This window comes from Brucella tritici, assembly GCF_902825325.1.
In the GTDB taxonomy this organism is placed as follows: domain Bacteria; phylum Pseudomonadota; class Alphaproteobacteria; order Rhizobiales; family Rhizobiaceae; genus Brucella.
Window position 1 is genome coordinate 193781 of the sequence record NZ_CADEAR010000009.1, and the last position, 24141, is coordinate 217921.

Sequence of the window (24141 nt, forward strand, 5' to 3'; positions counted from 1 at the left end):
GGCCGCGCCATGAGTGAAGCCTACATTTGCGATTATATCCGCACACCCATCGGTCGTTATGGCGGCGCGCTTTCTTCAGTTCGAGCTGACGATCTTGGCGCTATTCCATTGAAAACACTTATGGAGCGTAACGGTTCCGTCGATTGGGAAGCTGTCGATGACGTTATCTTTGGCTCAGCCAATCAGGCGGGCGAAGACAACCGCAACGTTGCGCGCATGTCGCTGCTTCTGGCCGGATTGCCGGTGGGCGTGTCCGGAACGACGATCAACCGTCTCTGCGGCTCGGGGATGGATGCAGTCATAACGGCTGCACGAGCTATCAAGTCTGGTGAGGCAGAGCTACTCATCGCTGGTGGTGTGGAAAGCATGAGCCGTGCTCCCTTCGTGATGCCGAAGGCTGACAGCGCATTTTCACGCAAGGCGGAAATCTTCGATACGACGATCGGCTGGCGGTTCATCAATCCCCTGATGAAAAAGCAGTATGGCGTCGATTCGATGCCTGAAACGGGTGAGAACGTTGCCGAGGATTTCAATATCTCGCGACAGGATCAGGATGTCTTTGCGCTTCGTAGCCAGGAAGAGGCGGCTGCCGCGCAGGGCAATGGACGCCTTGCGAAGGAAATCGTTCCTGTTACGATCCCACAACGCAAGGGTGATCCGGTTGTTATCGACAAGGATGAACATCCACGTGCGACCAGCCTGGAAGCACTCGCAAAGCTGGGTACGCCCTTCCGTGAGGGGGGCACCGTGACGGCGGGTAATGCCTCCGGCGTCAATGATGGAGCTGCTGCGCTTATCATCGCATCTGAAGCAGCCATCAAGAAATACAACCTTACACCGATTGCCCGCATTATAGGCGGTGCCGCGGCAGGTGTTCCTCCGCGCATTATGGGTATAGGCCCGGCTCCGGCGACAAGGAAGCTTTCTGCACGTACGGGCATTGCGCCCGATGCATTCGATGTGATCGAGCTGAACGAAGCATTTGCATCGCAAGGTCTTGCAGTGTTGCGCGATCTTGGAATTGCCGATGACGACAAACGCGTCAATCCGAATGGTGGCGCTATCGCTCTCGGGCATCCGCTCGGCATGTCCGGGGCGCGTATCGCAGGCACGGCGGCGCTCGAATTATCACTCAACGGCGGCAAATATGCTCTCGCAACGATGTGCATCGGCGTCGGGCAGGGCATTGCTATTGCACTGGAACGTGCTTGAACGTGATTAAATGATAAATCCGGGCATTTAGCGCCCGGATTTGTTGTTCCTGACAGAGCAGATACGACTTTTGTATTCTTGGGCGACTACAATATTGCCCGCGACTACCGATCAAGTTAGCATGACCTCATTACAACAACGGTCGGAACAACCTGCCGTACCAAAATGGGGAACATGTCGATGAAAATTGCTCGCCTTGCCCTGATGGGTGGACTCCTCGCAACTGCACTTTATACCGGCTCCGCTGCCGCCCGCGACCTGACCGTCGTTTCATGGGGCGGAAACTATCAGGACGCGCAGCGTGAAATTTATTTCAAACCTTTTTCCGAGAAGACCGGCAAGCCCTTGCTAGATGAATCCTGGGATGGTGGTTATGGCGTCGTTCAGGCAAAGGTGAAAGCGGGAAAACCCAACTGGGACGTGGTACAGGTAGAGGCTGAAGAACTGGCGCTCGGCTGTGCGGACGGTCTTTACGAGAAGATCGATTGGGACAAGGTTGGCGGCAAGGATAAATTCCTCGACAGTGCGGTCAATGATTGCGGCGTGGGTGCAATCGTGTGGTCGACGGCAATCGCCTATAATGCGGACAAGCTGAAAGATGGCCCGCAATCCTGGGCTGATTTCTGGGATGTGACGAAATTTCCAGGCAAGCGTTCCTTGCGTAAGGGCGCAAAGTATACGTTAGAATTCGCGCTTCTCGCTGATGGGGTCAGCAAGGATGAAGTTTATGACGTGCTCTCGACACCGGAAGGTGTGGACCGTGCGTTCAAAAAACTCGATGAATTGAAGCCGAACATCGTCTGGTGGGAAGCAGGGGCGCAACCATTGCAATTGCTGGCCTCGGATGAAGTGGTGATGGCATCCGCCTACAACGGGCGTATTACGGGTATAAACCGGAGCGAAGGCAGGAACTTCAAGGTGGTCTGGCCGGGAAGTATTTATGCCGTTGATAGCTGGGTGATCCTGAAAGATGCCGAGAACAAGGATGCAGGGCTGGATTTCATTGCTTTTGCCAGCCAGCCTGAAAATCAGGTGAAACTGCCGAAATACGTCGCTTACGGTCTGCCGAACAAGGAGGCTGCAAGCAAGGTGCCTGCGGAATTCGCATCGGATCTTCCAACAGCGGAAGCCAATCTGAAAGACGCCCTTCCGCTTGATGTCGATTTCTGGATCGATAATTCCGAAGAGTTGACAAAGCGCTTCAACGCCTGGCTGGCGCAATAATCCGTAGTTATGGCCCCGTCGTGCAATATCGGCGGGGTTTCCCCGTTTCCGGAAGATGGAGTGATTCATTGACGGACTGCCGCATCCGCTTCGAGAATATCAGTAAATCCTACGGTGATTTCAAAGTCATAGATGGTTTGAACCTCGATATTGATCGAGGTGAATTCGTGAGCCTGCTCGGTCCTTCCGGGTCAGGTAAGACGACACTTTTGATGATGCTCGCGGGGTTTGAAAATCCAAGCGGTGGAGCGATTCACGTTGATGGCAAGGCAATCAACGCGGTTCCTTCATACAAGCGCAATATGGGCGTGGTCTTTCAGAACTATGCGCTTTTCCCCCATATGACAGTTGGCGAAAATGTCGCTTTTCCGCTTCAGATGCGAGGTATTGGGAAAGCGGATATCGGCAAGCTGGTGGATAAGGTGCTCGATATGGTGCAGCTTTCCACGATGCGCGAACGCAAGCCGTCCCAACTCTCCGGTGGACAGCAACAACGCGTGGCGCTTGCCCGCGCGCTGGTTTTCGAACCAGGTGTGGTTTTGATGGATGAACCGCTCGGTGCGCTCGACAAGCAGCTGCGTGAGCAGATGCAACTCGACATTCGTGCGTTGCACGGCCGGTTAGGACTGACGATTGTTTTCGTCACTCATGACCAAAGCGAAGCACTGACCATGTCGGATCGGATCGCTGTCTTCAACAAAGGAAAAATCGAACAGATTGGTACGCCCCGCGCAATCTATGATGAGCCGCAGACACGGTTTGTGGCCGAGTTCATAGGCGAAACCAATCTCGCCGAAGGGATAATCGAGCGGGTGGAAGGTACCAGCACTTTTATTCGCCTGAAGGATGGCGGAATCCTAACCGCATCATCAAAAGGAACGCTGGCGACGGGACAGAAAGTTCTCCTGTCCATTCGGCCTGAGCGCATTGAACTGGGCCGCGAGGGCGGTTCGGACAATCTTCTTAAAACACGTGTCATCGACAGTGTCTATCAAGGGGATCATCTACGTATCCAGCTTGATGGTAGCGCCCATGATTTTATCGTGCGCCTCGACAGAAAAGCGCGCGAATGGGCACCCGGAACGGATGTCGTGGCGGGGTTCAATGCCGTTGACTGCTGGACTATCGCAGCATGACAGTTCTATCCGGCAAAACTGCCCGAGCGATGTTTCTGATCGCGCCCTTGCTTGTTTTCATTGCTTTGTTTTTCCTGTGGCCACTCGGAGTGATGATGAAGCAGGCCGTATCCGATACGGCGGTTTTGCGTGTTCTTCCCCAGACGGCTGACGCTGTAAGTCTGTGGGACGGACAATCGCGTCCATCACCAGAAATGAAACAGGCTTTGGTGACGGATCTGAAGGCTTCAACCGACCAACAGGCCGTAGGCGATATGGTTCGCCGTTTGAACAGCGCCCAATCGGGTTTTCGGACCCTGATGAGCAAGACACTTTCGGCAATCGAGAAAGGCGATCCAGTTCCGGATCTTGAAATGATCGACAAGCGATGGAGCCGACCGGAGTTTTGGCAGGCAATTGCAAACGCGCTTTCTCCGACAACTGATCGCAATCTGCTCGCGGCCGTAGACATGGAACGCGATGCCTCAGGAGAGATTGTTTCAATGGCGCCCGGTACATCAGCCAACCGGGCGATCATGCTGCGCACATTCTGGATCGCTGCACTGGTGACACTATCCTGTGCAGTGATTGGTTACCCTTATGCTGTATTGCTTGCATCGTCTAAAGGCTGGGTCAGAAACGTGCTTTTTGCGGCTGTTCTGCTGCCGTTATGGACCTCATTGCTGGTGCGAACTGCGGCTTGGTTCATCCTCCTGCAAGACAAGGGCCTCATCAACGATACACTGATTTGGCTTGGTATCACCGATACGCCCTTTCCCCTGATCTTCAACAGGGCAGGGGTGGTTATAGCCATGACCCATGTACTTTTGCCGTTCATGGTTCTTCCAATTTATAGTGTGCTCGCATCGATCCCGAGCAATCTGATGCCAGCTGCTGCATCGCTCGGCGCACCGCCGTGGAGAGCCTTCCTGCGAGTGCTACTTCCGTTAAGTATGCGAGGGATTCTGTCCGGAATGCTACTCGTGTTCATGAGTGCCATTGGCTACTACATCACACCAGCATTGATTGGTGGGCCGAGCGACCAGATGATAAGCTCGATCATTGCCTATTACGCAACCGGTTCGGCCAACTGGGGTATGGCTGGCGCATTGGGGCTCGTGCTGCTCGTCGCCTGTCTCGTACTCTATGCCGTTTACGGACGACTCACCGCCGATGAGCAGGGGAGAGCGTGACTATGGGGCGCTTCGCTAAAATCCTGTTCGGTGTAGCGGCTGTGGTCTTTTTGATTGCACCTTTGTTTGCGATTCTTCCACTTGCTTTCACATCCAGCGTATTCCTGACCTATCCGGTGCCTGGCTGGTCGGTGCGCTGGTTTGAGGAACTTACAACAGCGGACGTCTGGCGGCGCGCAATCGTTAACAGTCTGATTATCGGATCAGGAACGACGATCTTGGCAACTGTGCTGGGAACCATGGCCGCACTTGGCTTGCGCAGCAGGATTTTGTTTCTTTCCGGTCCGATTAAAACTCTGTTCCTCCTACCCATGGTTGTTCCCGCCGTGGTCATGGGCGTCGGTATGCAGTTGTTGTTCGTCCGGCTCGGGATAGCGAATTCCTATCTCGGTGTGATTGTTGCTCATACCGTGATTTCGATACCCTTTGTTCTGGTGAGTGTTACCGGCGCTCTGGCAGGTATCGACCGGCGTGTCGAACTGGCAGCCGAAAGCCTTGGTGCATCGCCCGTGACGGTATTTCGGAAAATTACTCTTCCGCTCGCCATGCCGGGCGTCGCATCTGGTGCAGTGCTGGCGTTTGCTACTTCGCTGGACGAAGTTGTGCTGACTCTGTTCGTGGCCGGTCCAAATCAGCGCACTCTGGCGCGCCAGATGTTTTCGACAATTCGAGAAAATATCAGTCCGGCTATCGCTGCCGCTGCTTTTCTGTTCATCGCAGGCACAGTGCTTTTAGGCCTTGCGACGCTGATCTTTCGCCGAAAGCGTGTGAGTGGGGCAGTCACCTCCTGATGGGTGCGAGAGTCCTCGTTTGCTGCATTGCTAATCCTTGCGCCTTAGCGATCGATCCGTGTCGAAAGGATGATCGATGACATCGTGCGCTCGACGCCTTCCAGCGCGCCTATGCGATCCAGAACAGCATCAAGTTCCTGTATGGATGGCGCTTCCACAACGACGATCATATCGAAATGTCCGCTGACAGAATGGAGCGAACGGACGGCCATCATGCCGCGCAGAGCTGTTTCGACTTTGGGCGCAAGCTTGGGTAGTGCGGTCACCAGCACATGGGCGCGGACCAGATCGCGCTCGAATTCAGGTGCGATTCGTACTGTGTAGCCCTCGATAACCCCACGTTTTTCAAGCTTCTCAATGCGACTTTGGACAGTGGTTCGGGACACGCCGAGGCGCCGTGCGAGGTCGGCTGTCGAGGCGCGGGCGTTTTCACGGAGGAGGGCGATGAGGGTAAGATCAGCTTCTGTCGTCATAATGCATATTAAATACGTCAATGTGCTCAAACAAACAACGTCATATCGTCGGTTTGTATGCTTCTTTTTGCATGGAACTATGCGATTCTTGCATATCCGAATTGCATTCCAAGGGGAAAGTTACATGAAAGAGATCGTTGTTGTCGGCGCAGGCAAAATCGGCGCCACCATTGCCGATCTTCTCGCTTCCACGGGCGAGTATGCCGTTACCGTTGTCGATCGCTCTCAGGCGCAACTCGATGCGCTGGAATCGGGTGCGGAAGTCAAGACTCAGGCCCTCGACATCGAAGATGCCAAGGCTCTTGAAGCTGCTCTGAGCGGTAAATTTGCTGTACTCAGCGCCGCTCCATTCCATCTGACGACCCGCATCGCAGAAGCTGCAGCCAAGGCAGGCGTCCACTATCTCGACCTGACCGAAGATGTTGCCAGCACACGCCGCGTCAAGGAACTGGCGAAGGAAGCCAAGACCGCTTTCATTCCGCAGTGTGGCCTGGCTCCTGGCTTCATTTCCATCGTTGCCTATGATCTGGCGAAGCGTTTCGACAAGCTCGACAGTGTTCGTATGCGCGTTGGCGCTCTGCCGCAGTATCCTTCGAATGCTCTGAACTACAATCTGACCTGGAGCACCGATGGCGTCATCAACGAATATATCGAGCCGTGCGAAGCCATTGTGAATGGCGAGCTGACCGAAGTTCCTGCTCTAGAAGAACGCGAAGAGTTCTCGCTTGACGGCGTTACCTACGAAGCTTTCAACACCTCCGGTGGCCTTGGCACGCTTTGCGAAACGCTGGAAGGTAAGGTTCGCACGCTCAACTACCGAACCATCCGCTATCCGGGTCACGTTGCGCTGATGAAGGCGCTCCTCAACGATCTCGGCTTGCGTCATCGTCGTGAAGTGCTCAAGGACATCTTCGAAAATGCTCTGCCGACGACCCTTCAGGACGTTGTAGTAATTTTCGTGACTGTTTCGGGCACGAAGAATGGTCGTCTGGTTCAGGAAACCTACGCGAACAAGGTTTACGCCGCTCCGGTTGGCAAGATCATTCGCTCGGGCATCCAGATCACCACGGCTTCGGCAATCTGCGCCGTGCTCGACATGCTGGCGAAGGGCGATCTTCCACAACAGGGCTTCATCCGTCAGGAAGACATCACGCTTGAAAAGTTCCTCGCGAACCGCTTTGGCAAGGCCTATTCACAGGAAGATCATTGCGCACGCATGGTTGCCTGATAATTCCTGCCACATGAATGCGGGGCCTGTTGCGTTTGGGCGCAGCAGGCCTCGTTTGCATTTTTGGTATTCGTCAACGCAGTCCTACCAAAGTTGCAATTGAACGGGATCGGATTTAAGCGCATTTCCCGATCCAAACCAGCGGATGGACGTTCATCCGCTTGATGTGTCTCTATCCGCGCATCTTGTCCGAAAACTGCTTCACATTTTTCGGGATGTGCTTTGAAGAAGTAGGAAAGTCATGTTGAAATCAGTTTTGCTGGCCGGTCTGGCCTCTGTATTTCTCGCTTTGCCAGTTCAGGCAAAGGAATGGAAAGAAATCCGCATCGCCAGCGAAGGCGCATATCCTCCGTTCAATTATATGTCTCCGGACGGCAAGCTTGAAGGTTTTGATCTCGACATCGCAAATGCGCTTTGCGAGGCGATGGAAGCCAAGTGCACAATCGTCGCCAATGATTGGGACGGGATGATCCCCGGCTTGCAGGCCAACAAGTTTGACGCAGTCATCGCTTCGATGGCCATCACCGACGAGCGCGAAAAGCAGGTTGCCTTCACCGAGCGTTATTACACGACCCCGCTTGCGGTTGTCGTGCCGAAGGATACGGATATGACCTCGCTCGATCCGTCGGCATTCGATGGAAAGACGGTTGGCGCACAGGCTGGTACGACGCAGGGTAATTACGCTGATGACGTCTACGGCAAGGCAGGTGCGGATGTGAAGCTTTACCCGACTGCCGACGAAGCCAATGCCGATCTCGAAAGCGGTCGTCTGGATGCAATCGCCGCCGATAAGTTCCTCGCCGCCGATTGGCTCAAGAAGCAAGGTGCGAACTGCTGCAAGTTCCTCGGCGACATTCCGGGGTCTGAAACGAAGATCGCTGTGGCTTTGCGCAAGGGGGATGACGACCTGCGTGAACAGTTCAACGCCGCGATCAAGAAAATCCGTGACGACGGCACATACGAAACAATCCGCAAGAAATATTTCGATTTCGACATCTATTGATGTGACAAATTATGCTCCGGGCGCCTTCAAAACCTGCTTGCAGTGAAGGACGTCCGGTGCTTCAGTCATGGCAAGCGCATACAAATGAAGCGCGGCCATTCGCAGGGGGGATTCCCTGCCAATTACAACGATAACAAAGCAGTAAGGGGAATAGTTATGTTGAAAGCCATCCTATTTGCAGGCGTTGCATCTGTAATCGCTGCCTTGCCGGCGCAGGCTAAGGAATGGAAGGAAATCCGCATCGCCACGGAAGGTGCGTATCCACCTTTCAATTTCGTGGCGGCAGACGGTTCGCTTCAGGGGCTTGATGTCGAAATCGCCAACGCTTTATGCAAGGCCATGGATGCCAAGTGCACAATTGTTGCTAACGACTGGGACGGAATGATTCCCGGCTTGAAATCGAACAAGTTCGATGCAGTTATTGCGTCGATGAGCATCACGGAGGAACGCAAAAAGGAAGTAGCGTTCACCGACAAATATTACTCCACGCCGCTTTCTGTTGCCGTGCCAAAGGATAGCCCGATCACATCCGTGGATGCCGAATCCTTTAAGGGCAAATCGATTGGTGCTCAGGGATCGACGACGCAGAGCATTTATGCGGAAGACGTCTACGGGAAGGCTGGCGCTGATGTTAAGCTTTATCCGACAGCCGATGAAGCCAATGCGGACCTGAAAAACGGACGCCTTGACGCTGTTGTTTCCGACAAGTTCCCGATATCCGACTGGATCAAGGGGGATGGTGCTGATTGCTGCAAGCTTATCGGCGATATTCCTAACACACAGACCGATACAGGAATTGCGCTCCGTCAAGGCGATGATGATTTGCGAGAACAGTTCAATGCGGCAATCAAGAAAATTCGCGATGACGGAACCTATGCCACAATCGTGAAGAAATATTTCGACTTCGACATCTACTGATTGCTTGTAAACGACACAGCTCTTTGCTGTAAGCAATAACGCGCCGGCTGCAATCGGCGCGTTTATTTGTTTGATTTTGTGGATGCCGGAAATGCCGATTCAGCAACAAGATGTCATCATTCTGGGCGCGGGTATTGTTGGCGTGTCCACGGCACTACATCTGCAGGCGCGAGGCCGCTCAGTCTGTCTGATCGACAAGAGCGCTCCAGGCGAGGGCACCAGTTTCGGCAATGCCGGTCTGATCGAGCGGTCGAGCGTTATCCCCTATTCCTTTCCGCAAGGCTTCTGGACGCTTATCCGCTACGGTATGAATCGTCGCTCAGACGTTCGTTACAACCCGTTTTACATACCGAAGATGGCTCGCTGGCTGTTTCAATACTGGCGGGAATCGTCGCCGGAGCGGCTGAAGATTGCAACGAATGCCATGTTGCCCTTGATTGAAGCGAGCGTCCGCGAGCATGATATTTTAGTGGCTCAGTCAGGCAGTGAACGGTTGATCCGGTCCCAAGGATGGATCGAAGTGTTCCGGACATCTTCGGCATTCGACGTAGCGGTGCGCCGTTTGCCCGATCTGCAGCGTTTCAAACTGTCCTATGACATTCTGGATGCGGCAGCATTGCGCCAGCGTGAAACGTCGCTTGGCGATGTGGCCGGCGGCATTCACTGGCTCGACCCCAAGACTGTTGTGAACCCCGGTGGGCTGGTTAAAGCCTATGCTGATTTGTTCCGTAGGAATGGTGGCGTCCTCGTTCACGGAGATGCCGCGACATTGGCACAAAATGAGAATGGCTGGCAGGTGATGACGGACGGGGGGACTATCCATGCGCGTGACGTCGTCGTGGCGCTCGGTCCGCAATCCGGCCTCATTTTCAGGAAATTCGGTTATCCAATACCGCTTGGCATCAAGCGCGGTCATCATCTTCATTTCTCCATGAAGGACGGCTCGCGGCTCGGTCATACGGTGGTGGATGAAGAAGCAGGTTATGTTCTTGCCCCAATGGTGCAGGGTGTGCGGCTGTCGACAGGCATAGAGTTCGCTTCGCCTGACGCGCCTGCCAACCATATACAACTCAAGAAGGACGAGAAAATAGCGCGCCAGCTTGTGCCCCAGTTGGGAGAGGCCATCGAAACGACGCCGTGGCTTGGATTGCGCCCCTGCCTGCCTGATATGCGCCCGGTGATTGGGGCTGCGCCAAAACATAAGGGCCTTTGGTTCAATTTCGGCCATGCCCATCACGGATTGACGCTTGGACCTGCGACAGGACGCTTACTCGCTGAAATGCTCGTCGGAGAAGAGCCATTCGTTGATCCGAAACCCTATTCGGCAGAACGGTTTCTATAATTTGATCTAAATGTTTGGTGACAGGCTTGTCAGTCACGGCAAAGCGGGGCTATCAATTGGTCCCGTTCTCATTTCGCGCAGTCGCGAACAATCGATCCGGAAAATTCTCGTGAAAATGAAGCCTTTGGGCCGTACCGGCCTTACTGTCACTGAAATTTGCCTCGGCACCATGACCTGGGGCATACAGAATACCGAGTCCGACGCTCATGAGCAGCTCGACATTGCTCTCGATTCCGGGATCAACTTCATTGATACCGCTGAGGGATATGCCATTCCTATGAGTCCGGAAAGCTACGGCAAGACTGAGACATATATCGGCAATTGGCTCAAGAAATCCGGAAAACGCGACAAGATCGTATTGGCAAGCAAGATTGCTGGCGGCGGCAGACAGAAGTGGATTCGAGACGGCGCCAGGCCAAGCCGTGACAGCGTTCGTGAAGCGGTGGAAAATAGCCTAAAGCGGCTTCAGACGGACTATATCGATCTTTATCAGGTCCATTGGCCGATGCGCGCTCATTACCACTTTGGCCAGAGCTGGAGCTTTGATCCGTCTAAGACAGACGGAACCGCAGAAACCCAACAGATGCATGACGTTCTGCTCGGACTCGGAGATATGGTTCGGGATGGAAAAATCCGGCATATTGGTCTTTCGAATGAGACAGCCTGGGGAACGATGCAGTGGCTTCGTTTGGCCGAACAGCACAGCCTGCCGCGCATCGCCTCAATCCAGAATGAATATAGTCTTCTGCAGCGACAGTTCGATTTTGACATGGCAGAACTGGCGCTCTGCGAAGACGTTGGATTGCTTGCCTATTCGACGCTTGCAGCTGGTGTGCTGACCGGGAAATATCTGGGCGGCAAGCTGCCGGCCGGTTCTCGCGCAGCCATTTCTGAAGGCGGCATCTGGCGGAACAATGTTCACTCAGAACCCGCAATTCGCGCCTATATCGATGTTGCGAAGAAGCACGGTCTCGACATTGCCCAGATGGCGATAGCCTTCACACTGACACGTCCGTTCATGACCTCGACCATCATCGGCGCCACAACCGTCGATCAGTTGAAGACCGATATCGCGGCCCATCAGGTCAAGTTGTCTGATGATGTTCTGAGCGACATTGAGAAGGTCTATCGACAGTATCCACGTCCGCTTTAAGCCAATTAAAAATGCATGATAGAAAAAGCCCGCCAACTGGCGGGCTTTTTCTATCCGGCGAGATAAATTTCGTGTTTGACGATCCATTGATCGATTGGCGTCTCGCTTGAGGAACTGACGATCACCATCCGGTCGAAGCGCAGATTGCGACCAGCAAGTGATCTTGCCAGGCGAGCCATCTCTGTTGCACGCAAAGCCTTATCGATAACGCCATAGGCAAGCGAAACATGTGGGAGGAAAGTTGAGATGTCTTTCTCTCCGGATACGCCTAGTGAATCCTGTTTCAGTGCCATCAGTGCAGGTGTTTTCTGCAGTTTGGCGTAGAAAGAACGGAAATAAGCTTCTGTTCCTGTCACGTCCTCAATAAGGACATCCAGAGGTTTGCGGCCGACCGCAAGGCTAAGCGCCAGCGGCAATAATTCGTCTGCCGAGCGTTTCATATCGGGTATGAGTGTCGCATGTGGTTCAAATACGGGCGAAGCAAAGCGACCTGCCAGTTCTGCGACAATGGATTCAAGAAATTTGAGGTCATCGCGTGCAGGACGCAACCAGATGGAGTGGAAAGTCATTGATTTGGCATCCCTCGAACGCTGCGTTCGCTTTTAAGTGGTCTGACGCTGTTCCGCAGAATGAGTGGTAGTTCGAGTACAACTGTCTGAGGCGGCGCATTTGGCGCAGCCTGCCTCTCATCGAGCAGGCGGATGATTTCGGCAGAGAGGCGTTCCGCATTCTGGTCGAATGTTGTTAGCCGATAGGCCCCCCAGCGTGCTTCTGTGACATTGTCGAAACCAACGACTGAAATATCGTCGGGAACGGAAAGATTGAAAACGTCACGCGCGCAGTCCATCAGGCCGAATGCCATAAGATCGTTGACGCAAAAAACACCTTCGACACGCTCTCGCTCACCGAGTAGCAGAGACGCTGCGCCGTAGCCGCCGTCGTAATCGGTCAGGTTGCCGCGCTGAACACTGACGCTCAATCCAAGGCTCTTGCCTTTGGCGATGAAAGCTTCCTCACGTTCAACCAGATTGAGGCTGCCGACATTCGACGTTATGAGGCCGAGATTTTTCATGCCTCGTGCAGCGAAAATTTCGACAGCCGTTTCGGCGGCAAGTCGATTGTTGATATGAATATGATCGGCTCCCTCTTCGGTTCGCCCGACGAGGATCACGGTCTGGCCGTTTCGCTGCGCCAGCTCGACAAATGAAGAGGAGGGCATGCCGGAAAGAACCACCGTCGCTTCGGCGCGATAACGCAGCAGCGTTTCGTGGGCGGCAGAGAGATTTTCTCCATGCTGGCCGGTCGGGATCAACACCGGCACACTGCCGCGTGCTGCAAGCCGACGGGAAAGTGCTGCAATCTGGCGTGAACGAAAAGGGCTATCCGGGTCTGCCGCAATCATTCCGACGATACGACTGCGATTGGCTAGGAGGCCGCGCGCAAGGTCGTTGACCTGATAGCCAAGCTTCTCGGCGGCTTTCAGCACTTTCTCGCGTGTTGCAGGCGAGACACTGGCACCCGGTGTAAAGGTTCGGGACACCGCAGAGCGAGAGACGCCTGCCTCAAGTGCGACTTCATGCGCACTGATAAACCGTGGTTGATTATCCGCGCTGTCCTGTTCTCGCTGCGTTTCTTTATCTGGCATTTTATCGCCCTACTTTTGAAAGGACATCGGCCCTGAGGAAGCGCTCGACCACGAACATGAAGGCAATTGATGGCACCAACAATATCAATGCGCTGATGGAAGCGATTTGATAATTGCCGCCGGAACTCGCTGTATAGAGCAGCAAGGGCAGAGTGGAAATATCAGGGGCGCCGACGAAATAAGTACCGGTGAACTCATCAAGGGATTCAAGAAAGACGAAGATCGCGCTTGCAAGCAAACCGGGTGCGGCTATTGGCAGGGTGATGTCGAAGAATGTCTTGAGGGCTGAAGCGCCCATTGAGCGCGCGGCTTCTTCAAGCTCACGATCAATTGCTGAAAACGCCGCCGTTGCGATCCATACAGCATAGACCAGCCCATGGGTCACATGGACCAGAACGACACCTGTGATCGTGCCATTCAGTCCAAACGAGTAGAACATCTGCGCGATGTTTACGTAAACGGGCAGGTTTGGAAAAGCTTGCGGGATCAGCAGCGTCAGCAGGATCAGCCCGCGAAACGGCAGTTTCAATCGCGCGAGAGCATAACCGGCTGGAATGGCGAGGCCGAGTGAAACGATCACTGTCAGGCCTGCAATAAGCACGCTCGTGCCAAGTGACGAGAGCGCGTTGCCACGAGGCGAAAACACATTCGCCCAGAATGAAAATCCATATTGAATCGGCAGTGTATGTGGAAAATACCAACGCTCAGCCACGGCCCACAGAAGCAGATTGGCAAGCGGTCCGAAAATCGCAAAAGCGAGCAGGCCAAGCAATATGCCGCGTGGTATCCAGCGCCAGTCAATGGTTTTGCTCATTGGCCGTGTTCCTTCATGGTCTGGCGGAGGTAAACCCAGGCGACGAGGCTGGTCATGAGAAGGGAGATCGTACCCAGCGCATTTGCGACGCCGTAATCTCCGTAAGCATTGATACGAAATGCCATATTCGCTGTGATCATCGTCGGCGACTGGGCGTTGATCATCAAAGGCACGGACAAAACGGACATCATGGTGACAAAGCTCAGTATCAACCCAACGAGCAATGTCTGGCGGACTTGAGGGAGGACGATCTCGATGAGAATACGCAGCCGTCCAGCGCCAAGATTGCGAGCGGACTCGATTGTGCTGCGGTCAATGGATGCCATGGCACCGGCCAACAGCAGCGTGACAAATGGTGTCTGTTTCCAGACGAATGCTATGACGATCCCACGCCAGTCAAGGAAGCTCATGGCCTGTAGGGGCGTTAAAAGCCCTGTTTCGATGAGCAGGCTATTCATTAACCCGTTCTTGGCAAGGAAGGTGCGAAGTATCTGGCCAACGACGATGAAGGGGATGAAAAGCGGCCACCGATACAGCCAGCGCAAAACAGTAACAGCGCGCGGGTTGGAGCCGAGTGTCAGATAACCACCGATAGCGATAGAGAATAACGAGATCAGCAGCGACGACAGCGTGACAATGACAAAAGTGAAGATGATGTCGCTGGAATACAGTTCGAATGCTTTGGTGAAGTTGCCGGTTCCCCATCCACCGGAAACGTAGAAAGCCCCGGTGATAGCGCCAAAAAGCGGTACGATGAACAGCAACAGGACGATCGCCAGTGCGGGTGCGACAAGAAGAATCCCCGTCAGTCGATGCGACATTCGAAACCTCATGACAATGTGGAGTGCCGGACAAGCTCGTGGTGCCTTGATTGCATATCCGGCATCGACATCAGAGCGCTTTGCATGGAACCAAGTTCGTCAAAGCGCCCCGATAGAAAGCAGGATTGTCGGGCTTAGTTACCGACCTGGCGCTCATAAGCTTCCAGAATCGCGGTGTTATAAGGTGCGATCGGGAATGGCTTACCGTATTTCGCAAGGTCATCCGGCGAAATATCGGTGAAGAGCTTGTTCCAGGTTTCACCGTCAAGCTCTGCCTTGACGTGGTCGGCATCGATGCCCGGATACCAGTTGAAGCGCTTCACAATACCTTCGGCCTGTACTTTCGGGCTCGTCGCCAATGCGACGAATTTTTCTGCCAATTCCTTGTGCGCGCTCTTTTCCGGGATCACATAATGCATTGGCTGACCGGGCATGCCGGGAGCAGGCAGGACAAGCTTCATTTCTGGCGGAAGCTGACCATTCGCTTTCCACGAATAGAACATGTCCACCCAGACTGGTCCCATCGCGATTTCGCCGCGGCTCAACATGTCGAGTGTGCCAGCATTGCCGGGGGTGAGGGTGGCATTCTTCGTGAAGTCCTTGAGCGAGGCGAATGCCTTGTCCCAGTTCTTCGCTTCGCCCTCTTCGAATGGCCCCTTCATCAGCTTGTCTGCGTCGCCGCCATAAGCATAAATCCAGCCCATGACAAAGCTTACGCCCGAGGCACCGCCCTTGATGCCGTTATAGCCGAATTGCTTTGGGTTTTCCTTGGCCCATGCGACGAGTTCGTCATAGCTCTTCGGAGGGTTGGCAACGAGAGCAGGGTTGTAAGCAAGTGCGGTCTGGCTGTTGAACATCGGCATGACGTAACCGTCGACGTCGGTGCCGAGCGCCATTTTCGCGTTCTCGCGTGTCACCAACTTGCCACTGTCTATTTTGCCGCGATAATTTTCGAGAAACTTTGCCGTTACCATCGGTCCGACGAATTTCTCGTGGACGACAGCAACGTCGGTGTCCCATTTCTCCACGCCGGCCTTGGATTGGGCTTCAAAACGCTCGAGCACCTTTTGCGAGCCTGCATCGCCGGGACCTGTGCCAACAACACGAACGGTCGTTCCGGGGTTCTCTTTCTCGAACAACGGTCCAAGATATTGATTGATATAATCGACCATGTTCTGGTCGCCTGCGGTGATGACGGTAAGCTCATCAGCAGCGGCGGGTGCAACGGTAAGGCCGATTACCATTGCCGCGTTCAGGATAGTTCTCATGAAAAGGACTCCTGTCTGAACCGGGAACCCCGGTCTTATGATTGAAAGAAGATGCAGCGCATCAGTGGTGTTTATCGGGAACAATGGCATCCGCGGGCAAAATTGCCCGTGAAAAGGAATTTGAACGGGGTTCCCCGTATTGGCGTCGGCAGAAATCAAGTTACTATGCACAGCTGTGCATCTGAAATTTGACGGCTGCCGTATTCCGCTCTCTGGCCTTCTTCAACTAAACGACGCATTATCACGCTTGCGAAAACGCCACAGGCGCTTGGCTATTTGTCGAATAGAAACAGAGCATGCTCGGGTATGCGGATTTCTACATTGGATCCGGGTTGGTGGCTTTCCTGAGCGTCAACCATGATGTGTCGATCTCCAACGCGGATCATATGCCTCCAAAGGCCGCCGGGATAACTGGTCTGCTCGACCGTACCGTCGAGCGCTAGTTCGGGCGTCGGGGTGTTTCGATCGGTCCCTGGCGCACAGAGGTGGGCAGCTTCGCTGCGGAAACGTGCCGATGCCATACCGTCGGACAGATTTCGGCGTCCTGCCGAAATGGTACTGGCTTTGTTGTTCGCCCCTGCTGCGATCTCGATACGGTCAGCCTTGATCTGGATTGGTACTTCGATCAGATTTTCAGCGCCCATAAATGCTGCGACGAAATCCGAAGCCGGGTGGTTGTAGACCTCTTCAGGAGCGCCCGCCTGGGCGATTTCGCCCTCGTTGAGGATGACGATGCGGTCGGCCATGACCATGGCTTCTTCCCGATCGTGCGTTACATGAACTGCAGTGATGCCGAGGCGACGCTGCAAGGCGCTGATCTCATGGCGCACCGATAGCCTGATGCGTGCGTCGAGATTGGAGAGCGGCTCATCAAGAAGCAGGATGTCAGGCTGAATGGCGAGGGCGCGCCCGAGGGCGACACGCTGGCGCTGTCCACCGGAAAGGGCGGCGGGTTTGCGCTCCAGTAAAGAGTTCAGCCCCAGCAGGCGAGCGACTTCTTCGACCTTCTGCTTGATCGTCTCCTTCGAAGCACCGCGAATACGCAGGCCATAGCCCATATTCTGTGTGACAGTCATATGCGGCCAGAGCGCGTAAGACTGGAAGACAAGTGCCATGCCGCGCTTGTCCGGCGGCAGTCGGGTGACATCTCTGCCGTCTACCCGGATTGCGCCGCCTGATGGCATGTTGAAGCCCGCTATCGTGCGCAGCAATGTTGTTTTACCGCAACCGGAAGAGCCGAGAAGTGCGACGAACTCACCCTTCTTGACGGATAGGTTCACGCCTTTGAGAACTTCATTATTGCCATAGCGAACGCGCGTGTCCGCCACCTCCAAAAACGCTGGCATAGGCGTCTCCTCCCCAGGATCGCCGGCTGATTTTATTTTTTCTGCACAGCCGTGCAAATCGGATTGAAGCATCTTTAAACAACCTCGACAAGCCGCAAATTGAAATTGCGCGGGAAAAACTGTCTTGAGTTCCATTATGGAGCGTCATTTGAAGGCTGTTTAACGAGATTTCATAACAGCTGTATGACGTAAAGGCGAAGACGTGGACAGCTTTGCAAAGCTATCCACGTCGCACGCAAGCGGGCCTGACGGAGAGTGTACAGGAACCGGCTTGTTATCAGCCGTCAGCAAAACTCTTCTGCACGCTCTTCGAATTTGGCATTTCGCCGGGAAGAGTAGATGAACGCGGCGAAGAACATAACAGTCATCAGCAGAACGATTGTTGGAGCGGGTGCGCTGTCGATAAAAAAAGACAGATAGACACCGAAGAAGGATGCGCTGACTGCAATTGTCACGGCGAGCAGCATCATGGTGCTGAACTTGCGTGTGAGCAGAAACGCAATTGCACCTGGCGCAATCAACATGGCGATGGCCAGAATGATACCTACGGCTTTCAGAACGCCGACAATCGTCAGCGAAATCAGGCAAAGCAAACCGTAATGCAGAAGGCGGACCGGTAAACCGACCGCTCTGGCTTGTGCCGGATCGAAAGCGTGCAGCAGGAAGTCTCGCCATTTGACGACAAGAATGCCGGCGGTCAGTGCGGCGATAATGGCCGTTTCGATCAGGTCGCCGGATGTTATTCCGAGCATGTCCCCGAACAGGATATGATCGAGATGCACTGTCGAGCGGATCGCAACATAAAGAACCAGACCGAGGCCGAACATACCGGAGAATACGATGCCCATCACCGTATCCTGCTTAATACGGCTGTTTTCAGTGAGGTAGCCGGTTGCAAGGGCGCAGGCCATGCCCGCTACGAAGGCTCCGATCCCGAAAGGTATTCCAATGATATAGGCGACAACCACACCTGGAAGAACCGCGTGGCTGATCGCGTCACCCATCAATGACCAGCCCTTGAGGACCAGAAAGCACGACAGCAATGCTGTTGGTATCGCGATGAGCACGGAAATAGCCAGTGCATAGCGCATGAACTCGAACTGAAACGGCGAGGCCAGCATATCTAGAATGGTCATTGCTGGAACTCCCTGAGAGCAATTACAGCTTTGCGGCGTGCAGCCAGCAGTCCGTGTTTTGGAGCAAGCAAAAATACACTGAGGAAAACCAGCGTCTGGAGAACCACGATGATGCCTCCCGTCGCGCCATCCAGAAAATAGCTCACATAGGCACCTGTGAAGCTTGTGATGGCGCCGATAGCGACAGCAATCCATAGCAGTCGCGAAAATCGGTCGGTCAGCAGATACGCGGTTGCGCCGGGCGTCACTACCATGCAGATGACGAGAAAGGCGCCTACCGTCTGCATGGCGGCGACAGTCGATGCCGACAGCAATGTGAAGAACATGATCTTCAACAGATTGGGCTTGAGACCAATCGAACGTGCATGGTTTTCATCGAAGAACACCACCATCAGGTCTTTCCACTTCAAAAGAAGAAGCGACAGAGAAACGAAGCCGATGATTGCCAACTGCAGCGTGTCTTCTGGCGTGATGGCGAGGATATTACCAAGAACGATGGTTTGAATGCTGACAGCCGTTGGCTTCAGCGAGATCATGAAGAGGCCAAGCCCGAAGAACGACGAAAAGATCAGGCCGATGATCGCATCTTCCTTCAGCTTTGTCCGCTGGTTGAGAAAAAGCATTGCCGCTGCAGCGAGGCCACCTGAAAAGAAGGCTCCAATGGAGAAGGGCAGTCCGAGCATATAGGCGCCAGCGACGCCGGGAACGATGGAATGTGAAAGGGCGTCGCCGATGAGCGACCAACCTTTCAGCATGAGATAAGCTGAAAGAAAGGCGCAGACACCGCCAACCAATGCCGAAACCCACATCGCATTCAGCATGTAGCTATAACTGAATGGCTCAAGCAATAGGGTCATTGTTCCTGGCTCCGTTTACTGGTGGCGGAGTCCTCACCTTCATAAACAACGAACGGGCGTTCATCGTCTGTGATAACACTGACTGCAGCCCGACCTGAACGATCGGTCTCGCCGAGTACGAGATGGCGCAACACCCCGCCGAAAGCCTTTTCGAGATTTGCCTGTGTGAACACTTCAGCGGTCAGTCCGTAGTCAAGAACCGTTCGTTTCAACAATACCGTTCGGTCGCAGAATTCAGGAACACTGCCGAGATTGTGCGTCGAAACCAGCATCACGCGCCCCTCATCTCGCAAACTGCGAAGAAGCGTGATGATCGCTTCTTCGGTCTTTACATCCACACCAGTGAAGGGTTCGTCCAGAAGAATGACGCGCCCATCTTGTGCGAGTGCTCGTGCGAGAAACACCCGTTTCTTTTGTCCACCCGAAAGTTCCCCGATCTGCCGATGGCGAAACTCAAGCATATTCACGCGAGTAAGCGCTTGCTCTACTGCTTCCTTGTCAGAGCGGCGCGGGATGCGCATCATGCCCATATGGCCATAGCGGCCCATCATGACGACATCTTCGACGAGAACCGGAAAGTTCCAGTCAACGTCCTCACTTTGTGGGACATAAGCCACAAAGTTCTTCTTGAGCGCAGTTCCAACCGGCATTCCGAGAATGGATATCTCGCCTTTGGCGAGCCTCACAAACCCCATGATCGCCTTGAAGAGGGTCGACTTGCCGGACCCATTGATGCCGACGAGCGCTGTAATCGTTCCGGTTGGGATTGCGAAACTTGCATTGTGCAGAGCCGTATGACCGTTGCGGTATGTGACGGTCGCCTCCCTCACATGGATACCATCGGTCGCGCTCTTATTCGGCGCGACGGAGGTATTTGCGTGAAGGTCCACGTGAGCATTCATTGTTTGAGGCCTTCAGCAATCGTACCCGAAGTGACCTTCAAGAGGTCGATATAAGTTGGTACGGGGCCATCAGGTTCTGAAAGGGAATCGACATAAAGAACGCCGGCATATTTTGCGCCGGTTTCGCGGGCCACCTGCTCGGCTGGAGCAGGGGAGACGGTGCTCTCCGAGAAGACAGCCGTAATGCCATTTTCACGTACCGCATCGATCACCTTTCGCACCTGTTGAGGAGTACCTTGCTGGTCGGCATTGATTGGCCAGAGATAAAGCTCCTTCAGACCGAAATCCCGCGCGAGATAGGAAAATGCACCTTCACTGGAAACAAGCCAGCGCTTGTCTTCTGGAATAGCCATCAGTTCAACTCGGATGGGATCGATTGTGGCCCTAATCTTCGCCTTGTAAGTCTCGGCATTGGCCTTGTAGATATCAGCGTTATGGGGATCGTTTTTAACGAATGCATCTCGTATATTATCGACATAGATTAGAGCCGCATTGGGCGACATCCATGCGTGCGGGTTTGGCTTGCCGCTATAAGGCCCTTCGCTAATATCGATCGGCTCAACACCGTCAGAGACAACTACACTCGGAATGTCTTTGAGACGTGAGAAGAATTTTTCGAACCATAGTTCCAGCCCAAGACCGTTCCAGAGAACCAGTTTGGCATCCTGCGCTTTGATCAGGTCGCCGGGGGTTGGCTGATAGTTATGAATCTCTGCACCCGGCTTCGTGATCGACTCAACCGTTGCGGCGTCGCCAGCAACGTTCTGGGCAATATCAGCGATAACGGTAAATGTAGTCACAGCTTTGAATTTCTCCGCAAAAGCAGCATTGGCGCTCGTCCAGAGAAACGCTCCACTTATGAGGCTGAGAGCCGTTGTTCGCAATATACGTTGCAGCATAGTTTAATCCTTATTGCTAATCAGTTGCAGTTGCATAACTGATCGCTGTTCTGCAAGCAAGTGCTATTGCAAAGCATTTGCATTAAATGGTCGACATTCAATATGTAGAATTCCGATTGCAAATCATAAATACACGTATAGATTGTATAAAAGTGCAGCCTTCGAACTTGGGTGCAGTGTATTTCTAGATAAGCAAAAAGCGATGGAACAATTGCAAAAAGTTTATGGGAGTTGCGGGTTTTTAGTTTTCGTTTTCGGGTGGCTCGACTGAAGTGATGATGGGCTTAATGATTGATTGCCGTTGATTGTTTCAGCAAAACAGGAATTTTAGGGGAGGGCTTTATGAGTGCACAGAGGAGTGTGACGAGGTGCGGTTTGACATGCACTACCACCCCGGTCGGACTAGCGACATATCGCAGAAATGAGATGACGATCATTATCCTTCGAGAATATGCGCGCAACCTAAGATGGTTCTCCTCTGTGCCGACGGATGATACGTCTAGCTGTTCAGCTGGAACCGTTTTCATCATTCCGGCTTCGACGGATTTATCAATCAACTGGTCCGAGCCGGTGGAAATAATAATCGGGCAACTTGATGGGTGGGTTCTGCAGGACTTTCTTCTGGAAAATTCATTTTTCGGAAGAGTTGATGACAATGGGAGCGTTTTAAGATCGTTATGCAAAGAGTGCCTACCAATATCCCATATGATCTGGGATGAAATTTGCCAGCGCGACGGACACGACAAATCCTATCTGAATGCTCTCAGCTTGGTTCTGATGCACACGATAGCGCGCGGCGTGCGGAACGATCGCATTTTAATCGATAGTAAAGCCGGGTTAAGCAAGCTGGCGCGCCAACAGATCGAAATTTATCTCAACCAGAATCTTCGTAAATCTCTTTCGGTTCCTGATATGGCTGCATTCTTAGGAATTTCAGCGGGGCATTTTTCAACGTGTTTTCGAGTCAGTTTTGGGCAGACGCCTCATCAGTATCTGCTGGGACTGAGGCTCGATGAGGCTGAGCGGTGCCTTAAAGAGACATCAATGCCAATAAGCGAGATTGCGCGTCATTTGAATTTTTCCAGCCAAAGTCACTTAACGATAGCCTTACGGAAGCATCGTCAGCTGACGCCCGGTGAACTGAGGAGGTAAAATTTAAAAGGATAAATCATTTCAACCGTTGGAACTTGCATCAATTTTGTAGTAAATCATTATATACTCAATTAGTTTTGGCATAGTTATGATTTTTATCAAATAATATTTACTCAATATAATTATTACTTGACTTTCGTTTGAGCCATTTGCGCCAAATGTGAACTTCACTTCTGCGACGCCAACGGCGAACGCGGTGAGAGTCGTGTGAAAGGACGATGAGTCCGAGTGGGAGCATCCAGAAACCGAGAATCGGAAGAAAACCAAGCGAACCGCCGATAACCAGTGAACCGCCAAGCATGCGACGCATCGCGACCGTTTGCGGGATAGGGATTCGCCTACCGAGAATCAGGATAGCTTTTTTTCGAGGTGTTTCGGCGTATTGATCACTCACAGGCGCATCTCTTAGACTGGTATGTTACAATTCACAGGAGAAAAACATCCCAGAGAATATAGGGTTTCGAGGACATAATGCAAAAAGATGAAAAAAAATGGATTTAGCCCTTTGCAAACACGAAATCCTTTTGCTATACGCCACCTCGCTGACGCAGCGAGCACCTGTTCCCCGGTAGCTCAGCGGTAGAGCAACCGGCTGTTAACCGGTTGGTCGCTGGTTCGAATCCGGCCCGGGGAGCCACTGCTTTCGCAATGAAAACAGTAGCTTAAGAATACTCAACACTCCCAAGATTTCGAATTTATAGGCTCCGGGCGACGTCTGGGGCAACGGACGCGCATTTTCGTGATAGTCGCTAATTGGCTGATTGCCGTATCAAATCGAGTTTCTGCAAAGCCTCATCGAGCTTAGTCATGCCTGCGGTAATGACTGCTGAGGCTGATTCTGTTTCAGGTGAAGCAATAAAGGCGTCCCCATACAGCAACAAGCGTATCGGGAAAGGCGTGGCTTATGCCATCGTCACGGCCCAGATCGATGAGGAACTGTTCACCGGCTTCCCGCAGTTCAAATTCGAGATACAGGGCCGCAAGCTCTACGATATTTCGAAGGACAGCACGGCAGGCGGTTCCGGTCCTCAGCGTTGGAGCACACCGTCAACATGGGGCGGCGACGGCGACGATCTGCTTGCGGTACAGGTCTATAACCTGCTTCGCGGGATCATAGAGCAAGGAACGTGGCTGTACGGCCTACAGACGGTCACTGGCGCGCGTTTGCCTGCTGCTGACTGGATTGCGCAAGTCAACAAGTGCCGATTGCAGGTGCAAGGCCCTGACGGGCTAGAACCTCAGTTCGTCACCGGAGGTGAAATCACCGTCGATACGCCGATTGGCGATGCGACCGATAAGCTCCTCACTGGCGGCAATGCGCGTCTGATCGAAAGCGCGGGCGTCTACAAAATCCGTGTCGGGGAACCAGATCCGCCAGTGGCGTTCTTCACCGATGACGAGATTATCTCGACCGAAGAACAGACGTTTACGCCGTTCTTTGGGCTGTCAGAGACCGTCAACGGGATCACGGCGACCTATCCAGAGCCGAATGAAGGCTGGAATACCAAGGCAGCGCCGCCGCTCTATAACGCCACGTTTGAGGTTGAGGACGGCAATAGACGCCTGCTGACCGTGAGCGCAACGAATAGCCCACGTCTTTCGTGATTGACGGAATGGGTTTCCGGCTGGCAGTCAAAACTTTTGCTTTG

At 53.5% G+C, this 24141-nt stretch carries 24 protein-coding genes and 1 tRNA gene; 13 read left to right on the plus strand and 12 right to left on the minus strand.

Annotated features, from left to right (window positions below):
• Positions 1–9 precede the first annotated feature (9 nt).
• The 5 genes from pcaF (at position 10) to HWX93_RS15040 (ending at position 5535) form a co-directional block, all read left to right on the plus strand.
• Complete coding sequence (gene pcaF / locus HWX93_RS15020) at positions 10–1212, plus strand: 3-oxoadipyl-CoA thiolase (protein ID WP_176037801.1); 1203 nt, start codon at positions 10–12, stop codon at positions 1210–1212.
• 180 nt (positions 1213–1392) lie between these two features.
• Positions 1393–2436 (plus strand): ABC transporter substrate-binding protein, encoded by a 1044-nt coding sequence (locus HWX93_RS15025; protein WP_176037802.1) that lies wholly within the window; start codon positions 1393–1395, stop codon positions 2434–2436.
• 68 nt (positions 2437–2504) lie between these two features.
• Positions 2505–3572 carry an ABC transporter ATP-binding protein gene (locus HWX93_RS15030; RefSeq protein ID WP_176037803.1) on the plus strand — a complete coding sequence of 356 codons (1068 nt, stop codon included), beginning with the start codon at positions 2505–2507 and terminating at the stop codon, positions 3570–3572.
• Positions 3569–4744, plus strand: coding sequence for an ABC transporter permease (locus HWX93_RS15035; RefSeq protein ID WP_176037804.1), 1176 nt, complete (start codon positions 3569–3571; stop codon positions 4742–4744). The genes HWX93_RS15030 and HWX93_RS15035 overlap by 4 nt, the downstream gene beginning before the upstream one ends.
• A 2-nt stretch (positions 4745–4746) precedes the next feature.
• Positions 4747–5535, plus strand: coding sequence for an ABC transporter permease (locus tag HWX93_RS15040; RefSeq protein WP_109986548.1), 789 nt, complete (start codon positions 4747–4749; stop codon positions 5533–5535).
• Positions 5536–5579: 44 nt separating this feature from the next.
• Here the strand turns inward: HWX93_RS15040 and HWX93_RS15045 are convergent, their stop codons facing one another.
• Positions 5580–6008, minus strand: a complete 429-nt coding sequence (locus tag HWX93_RS15045) for an Lrp/AsnC family transcriptional regulator (RefSeq protein ID WP_061347140.1) — start codon at positions 6006–6008, stop codon at positions 5580–5582.
• 124 nt (positions 6009–6132) lie between these two features.
• Here HWX93_RS15045 and HWX93_RS15050 point away from each other — a divergent pair, with 124 nt between their 5' ends.
• From HWX93_RS15050 to HWX93_RS15070, 5 genes are all read left to right on the plus strand, one after another.
• Complete coding sequence (locus HWX93_RS15050) at positions 6133–7236, plus strand: saccharopine dehydrogenase family protein (RefSeq protein WP_109986550.1); 1104 nt, start codon at positions 6133–6135, stop codon at positions 7234–7236.
• 241 nt (positions 7237–7477) lie between these two features.
• Complete coding sequence (locus HWX93_RS15055; protein WP_176037805.1) at positions 7478–8239, plus strand: ABC transporter substrate-binding protein; 762 nt, start codon at positions 7478–7480, stop codon at positions 8237–8239.
• A 156-nt stretch (positions 8240–8395) separates the two neighbouring features.
• Entirely contained in the window at positions 8396–9157 is a 762-nt protein-coding gene (locus HWX93_RS15060) for an ABC transporter substrate-binding protein (protein WP_109986552.1), read from the plus strand.
• Between the two features lie 91 nt (positions 9158–9248).
• On the plus strand, positions 9249–10499 hold the full coding sequence (locus HWX93_RS15065) for an NAD(P)/FAD-dependent oxidoreductase (protein WP_176037806.1): 1251 nt from the start codon (positions 9249–9251) through the stop codon (positions 10497–10499).
• A 115-nt stretch (positions 10500–10614) separates the two neighbouring features.
• Positions 10615–11652 carry an aldo/keto reductase gene (locus tag HWX93_RS15070; RefSeq protein ID WP_176037823.1) on the plus strand — a complete coding sequence of 346 codons (1038 nt, stop codon included), beginning with the start codon at positions 10615–10617 and terminating at the stop codon, positions 11650–11652.
• A gap of 50 nt (positions 11653–11702) precedes the next feature.
• Here the strand turns inward: HWX93_RS15070 and HWX93_RS15075 are convergent, their stop codons facing one another.
• The 10 genes from HWX93_RS15075 to HWX93_RS15120 form a co-directional block, all read right to left on the minus strand.
• Positions 11703–12221, minus strand: coding sequence for a haloacid dehalogenase (locus HWX93_RS15075; protein ID WP_176037807.1), 519 nt, complete (start codon positions 12219–12221; stop codon positions 11703–11705).
• Positions 12218–13297 carry a LacI family DNA-binding transcriptional regulator gene (locus HWX93_RS15080; protein ID WP_176037808.1) on the minus strand — a complete coding sequence of 360 codons (1080 nt, stop codon included), beginning with the start codon at positions 13295–13297 and terminating at the stop codon, positions 12218–12220. The genes HWX93_RS15075 and HWX93_RS15080 overlap by 4 nt, the downstream gene beginning before the upstream one ends.
• 1 nt (position 13298) lies before the next feature.
• On the minus strand, positions 13299–14111 hold the full coding sequence (locus HWX93_RS15085; protein ID WP_176037809.1) for an ABC transporter permease: 813 nt from the start codon (positions 14109–14111) through the stop codon (positions 13299–13301).
• Positions 14108–14932 (minus strand): ABC transporter permease, encoded by an 825-nt coding sequence (locus tag HWX93_RS15090; protein WP_176037810.1) that lies wholly within the window; start codon positions 14930–14932, stop codon positions 14108–14110. Before HWX93_RS15090 ends, HWX93_RS15085 begins: the two co-directional genes overlap by 4 nt.
• Before the next feature lie 134 nt (positions 14933–15066).
• Positions 15067–16200, minus strand: a complete 1134-nt coding sequence (locus HWX93_RS15095) for an extracellular solute-binding protein (protein WP_176037811.1) — start codon at positions 16198–16200, stop codon at positions 15067–15069.
• A 272-nt stretch (positions 16201–16472) separates the two neighbouring features.
• Positions 16473–17546 carry an ABC transporter ATP-binding protein gene (locus HWX93_RS15100; RefSeq protein WP_176037812.1) on the minus strand — a complete coding sequence of 358 codons (1074 nt, stop codon included), beginning with the start codon at positions 17544–17546 and terminating at the stop codon, positions 16473–16475.
• Between the two features lie 284 nt (positions 17547–17830).
• A complete protein-coding gene (locus HWX93_RS15105) occupies positions 17831–18682 on the minus strand; it encodes a metal ABC transporter permease (RefSeq protein ID WP_109986559.1) in 852 nt (283 codons plus the stop codon).
• Positions 18679–19539 (minus strand): metal ABC transporter permease, encoded by an 861-nt coding sequence (locus HWX93_RS15110; RefSeq protein ID WP_176037813.1) that lies wholly within the window; start codon positions 19537–19539, stop codon positions 18679–18681. The genes HWX93_RS15105 and HWX93_RS15110 overlap by 4 nt, the downstream gene beginning before the upstream one ends.
• Positions 19536–20441 (minus strand): manganese/iron ABC transporter ATP-binding protein, encoded by a 906-nt coding sequence (locus HWX93_RS15115; RefSeq protein WP_235969115.1) that lies wholly within the window; start codon positions 20439–20441, stop codon positions 19536–19538. Before HWX93_RS15115 ends, HWX93_RS15110 begins: the two co-directional genes overlap by 4 nt.
• The gene (locus HWX93_RS15120) at positions 20438–21340 is read right to left on the minus strand and encodes a metal ABC transporter substrate-binding protein (RefSeq protein WP_235969116.1); all 903 of its coding nucleotides are present in this window, start codon (positions 21338–21340) and stop codon (positions 20438–20440) included. The genes HWX93_RS15115 and HWX93_RS15120 overlap by 4 nt, the downstream gene beginning before the upstream one ends.
• 426 nt (positions 21341–21766) lie before the next feature.
• Here HWX93_RS15120 and HWX93_RS15125 point away from each other — a divergent pair, with 426 nt between their 5' ends.
• Positions 21767–22492 carry a helix-turn-helix domain-containing protein gene (locus HWX93_RS15125; protein ID WP_235969117.1) on the plus strand — a complete coding sequence of 242 codons (726 nt, stop codon included), beginning with the start codon at positions 21767–21769 and terminating at the stop codon, positions 22490–22492.
• 109 nt (positions 22493–22601) lie between these two features.
• Here the strand turns inward: HWX93_RS15125 and HWX93_RS15130 are convergent, their stop codons facing one another.
• The gene (locus HWX93_RS15130; RefSeq protein ID WP_176037815.1) at positions 22602–22886 is read right to left on the minus strand and encodes a hypothetical protein; all 285 of its coding nucleotides are present in this window, start codon (positions 22884–22886) and stop codon (positions 22602–22604) included.
• A 168-nt stretch (positions 22887–23054) separates the two neighbouring features.
• On the opposite strand from HWX93_RS15130, the gene HWX93_RS15135 reads away from it, so the two are divergent.
• Positions 23055–23129, plus strand: a tRNA-Asn gene (locus HWX93_RS15135).
• Between the two features lie 170 nt (positions 23130–23299).
• Complete coding sequence (locus HWX93_RS15140; RefSeq protein ID WP_235969118.1) at positions 23300–24097, plus strand: hypothetical protein; 798 nt, start codon at positions 23300–23302, stop codon at positions 24095–24097.
• The last annotated feature ends 44 nt before the right edge of the window (positions 24098–24141 follow it).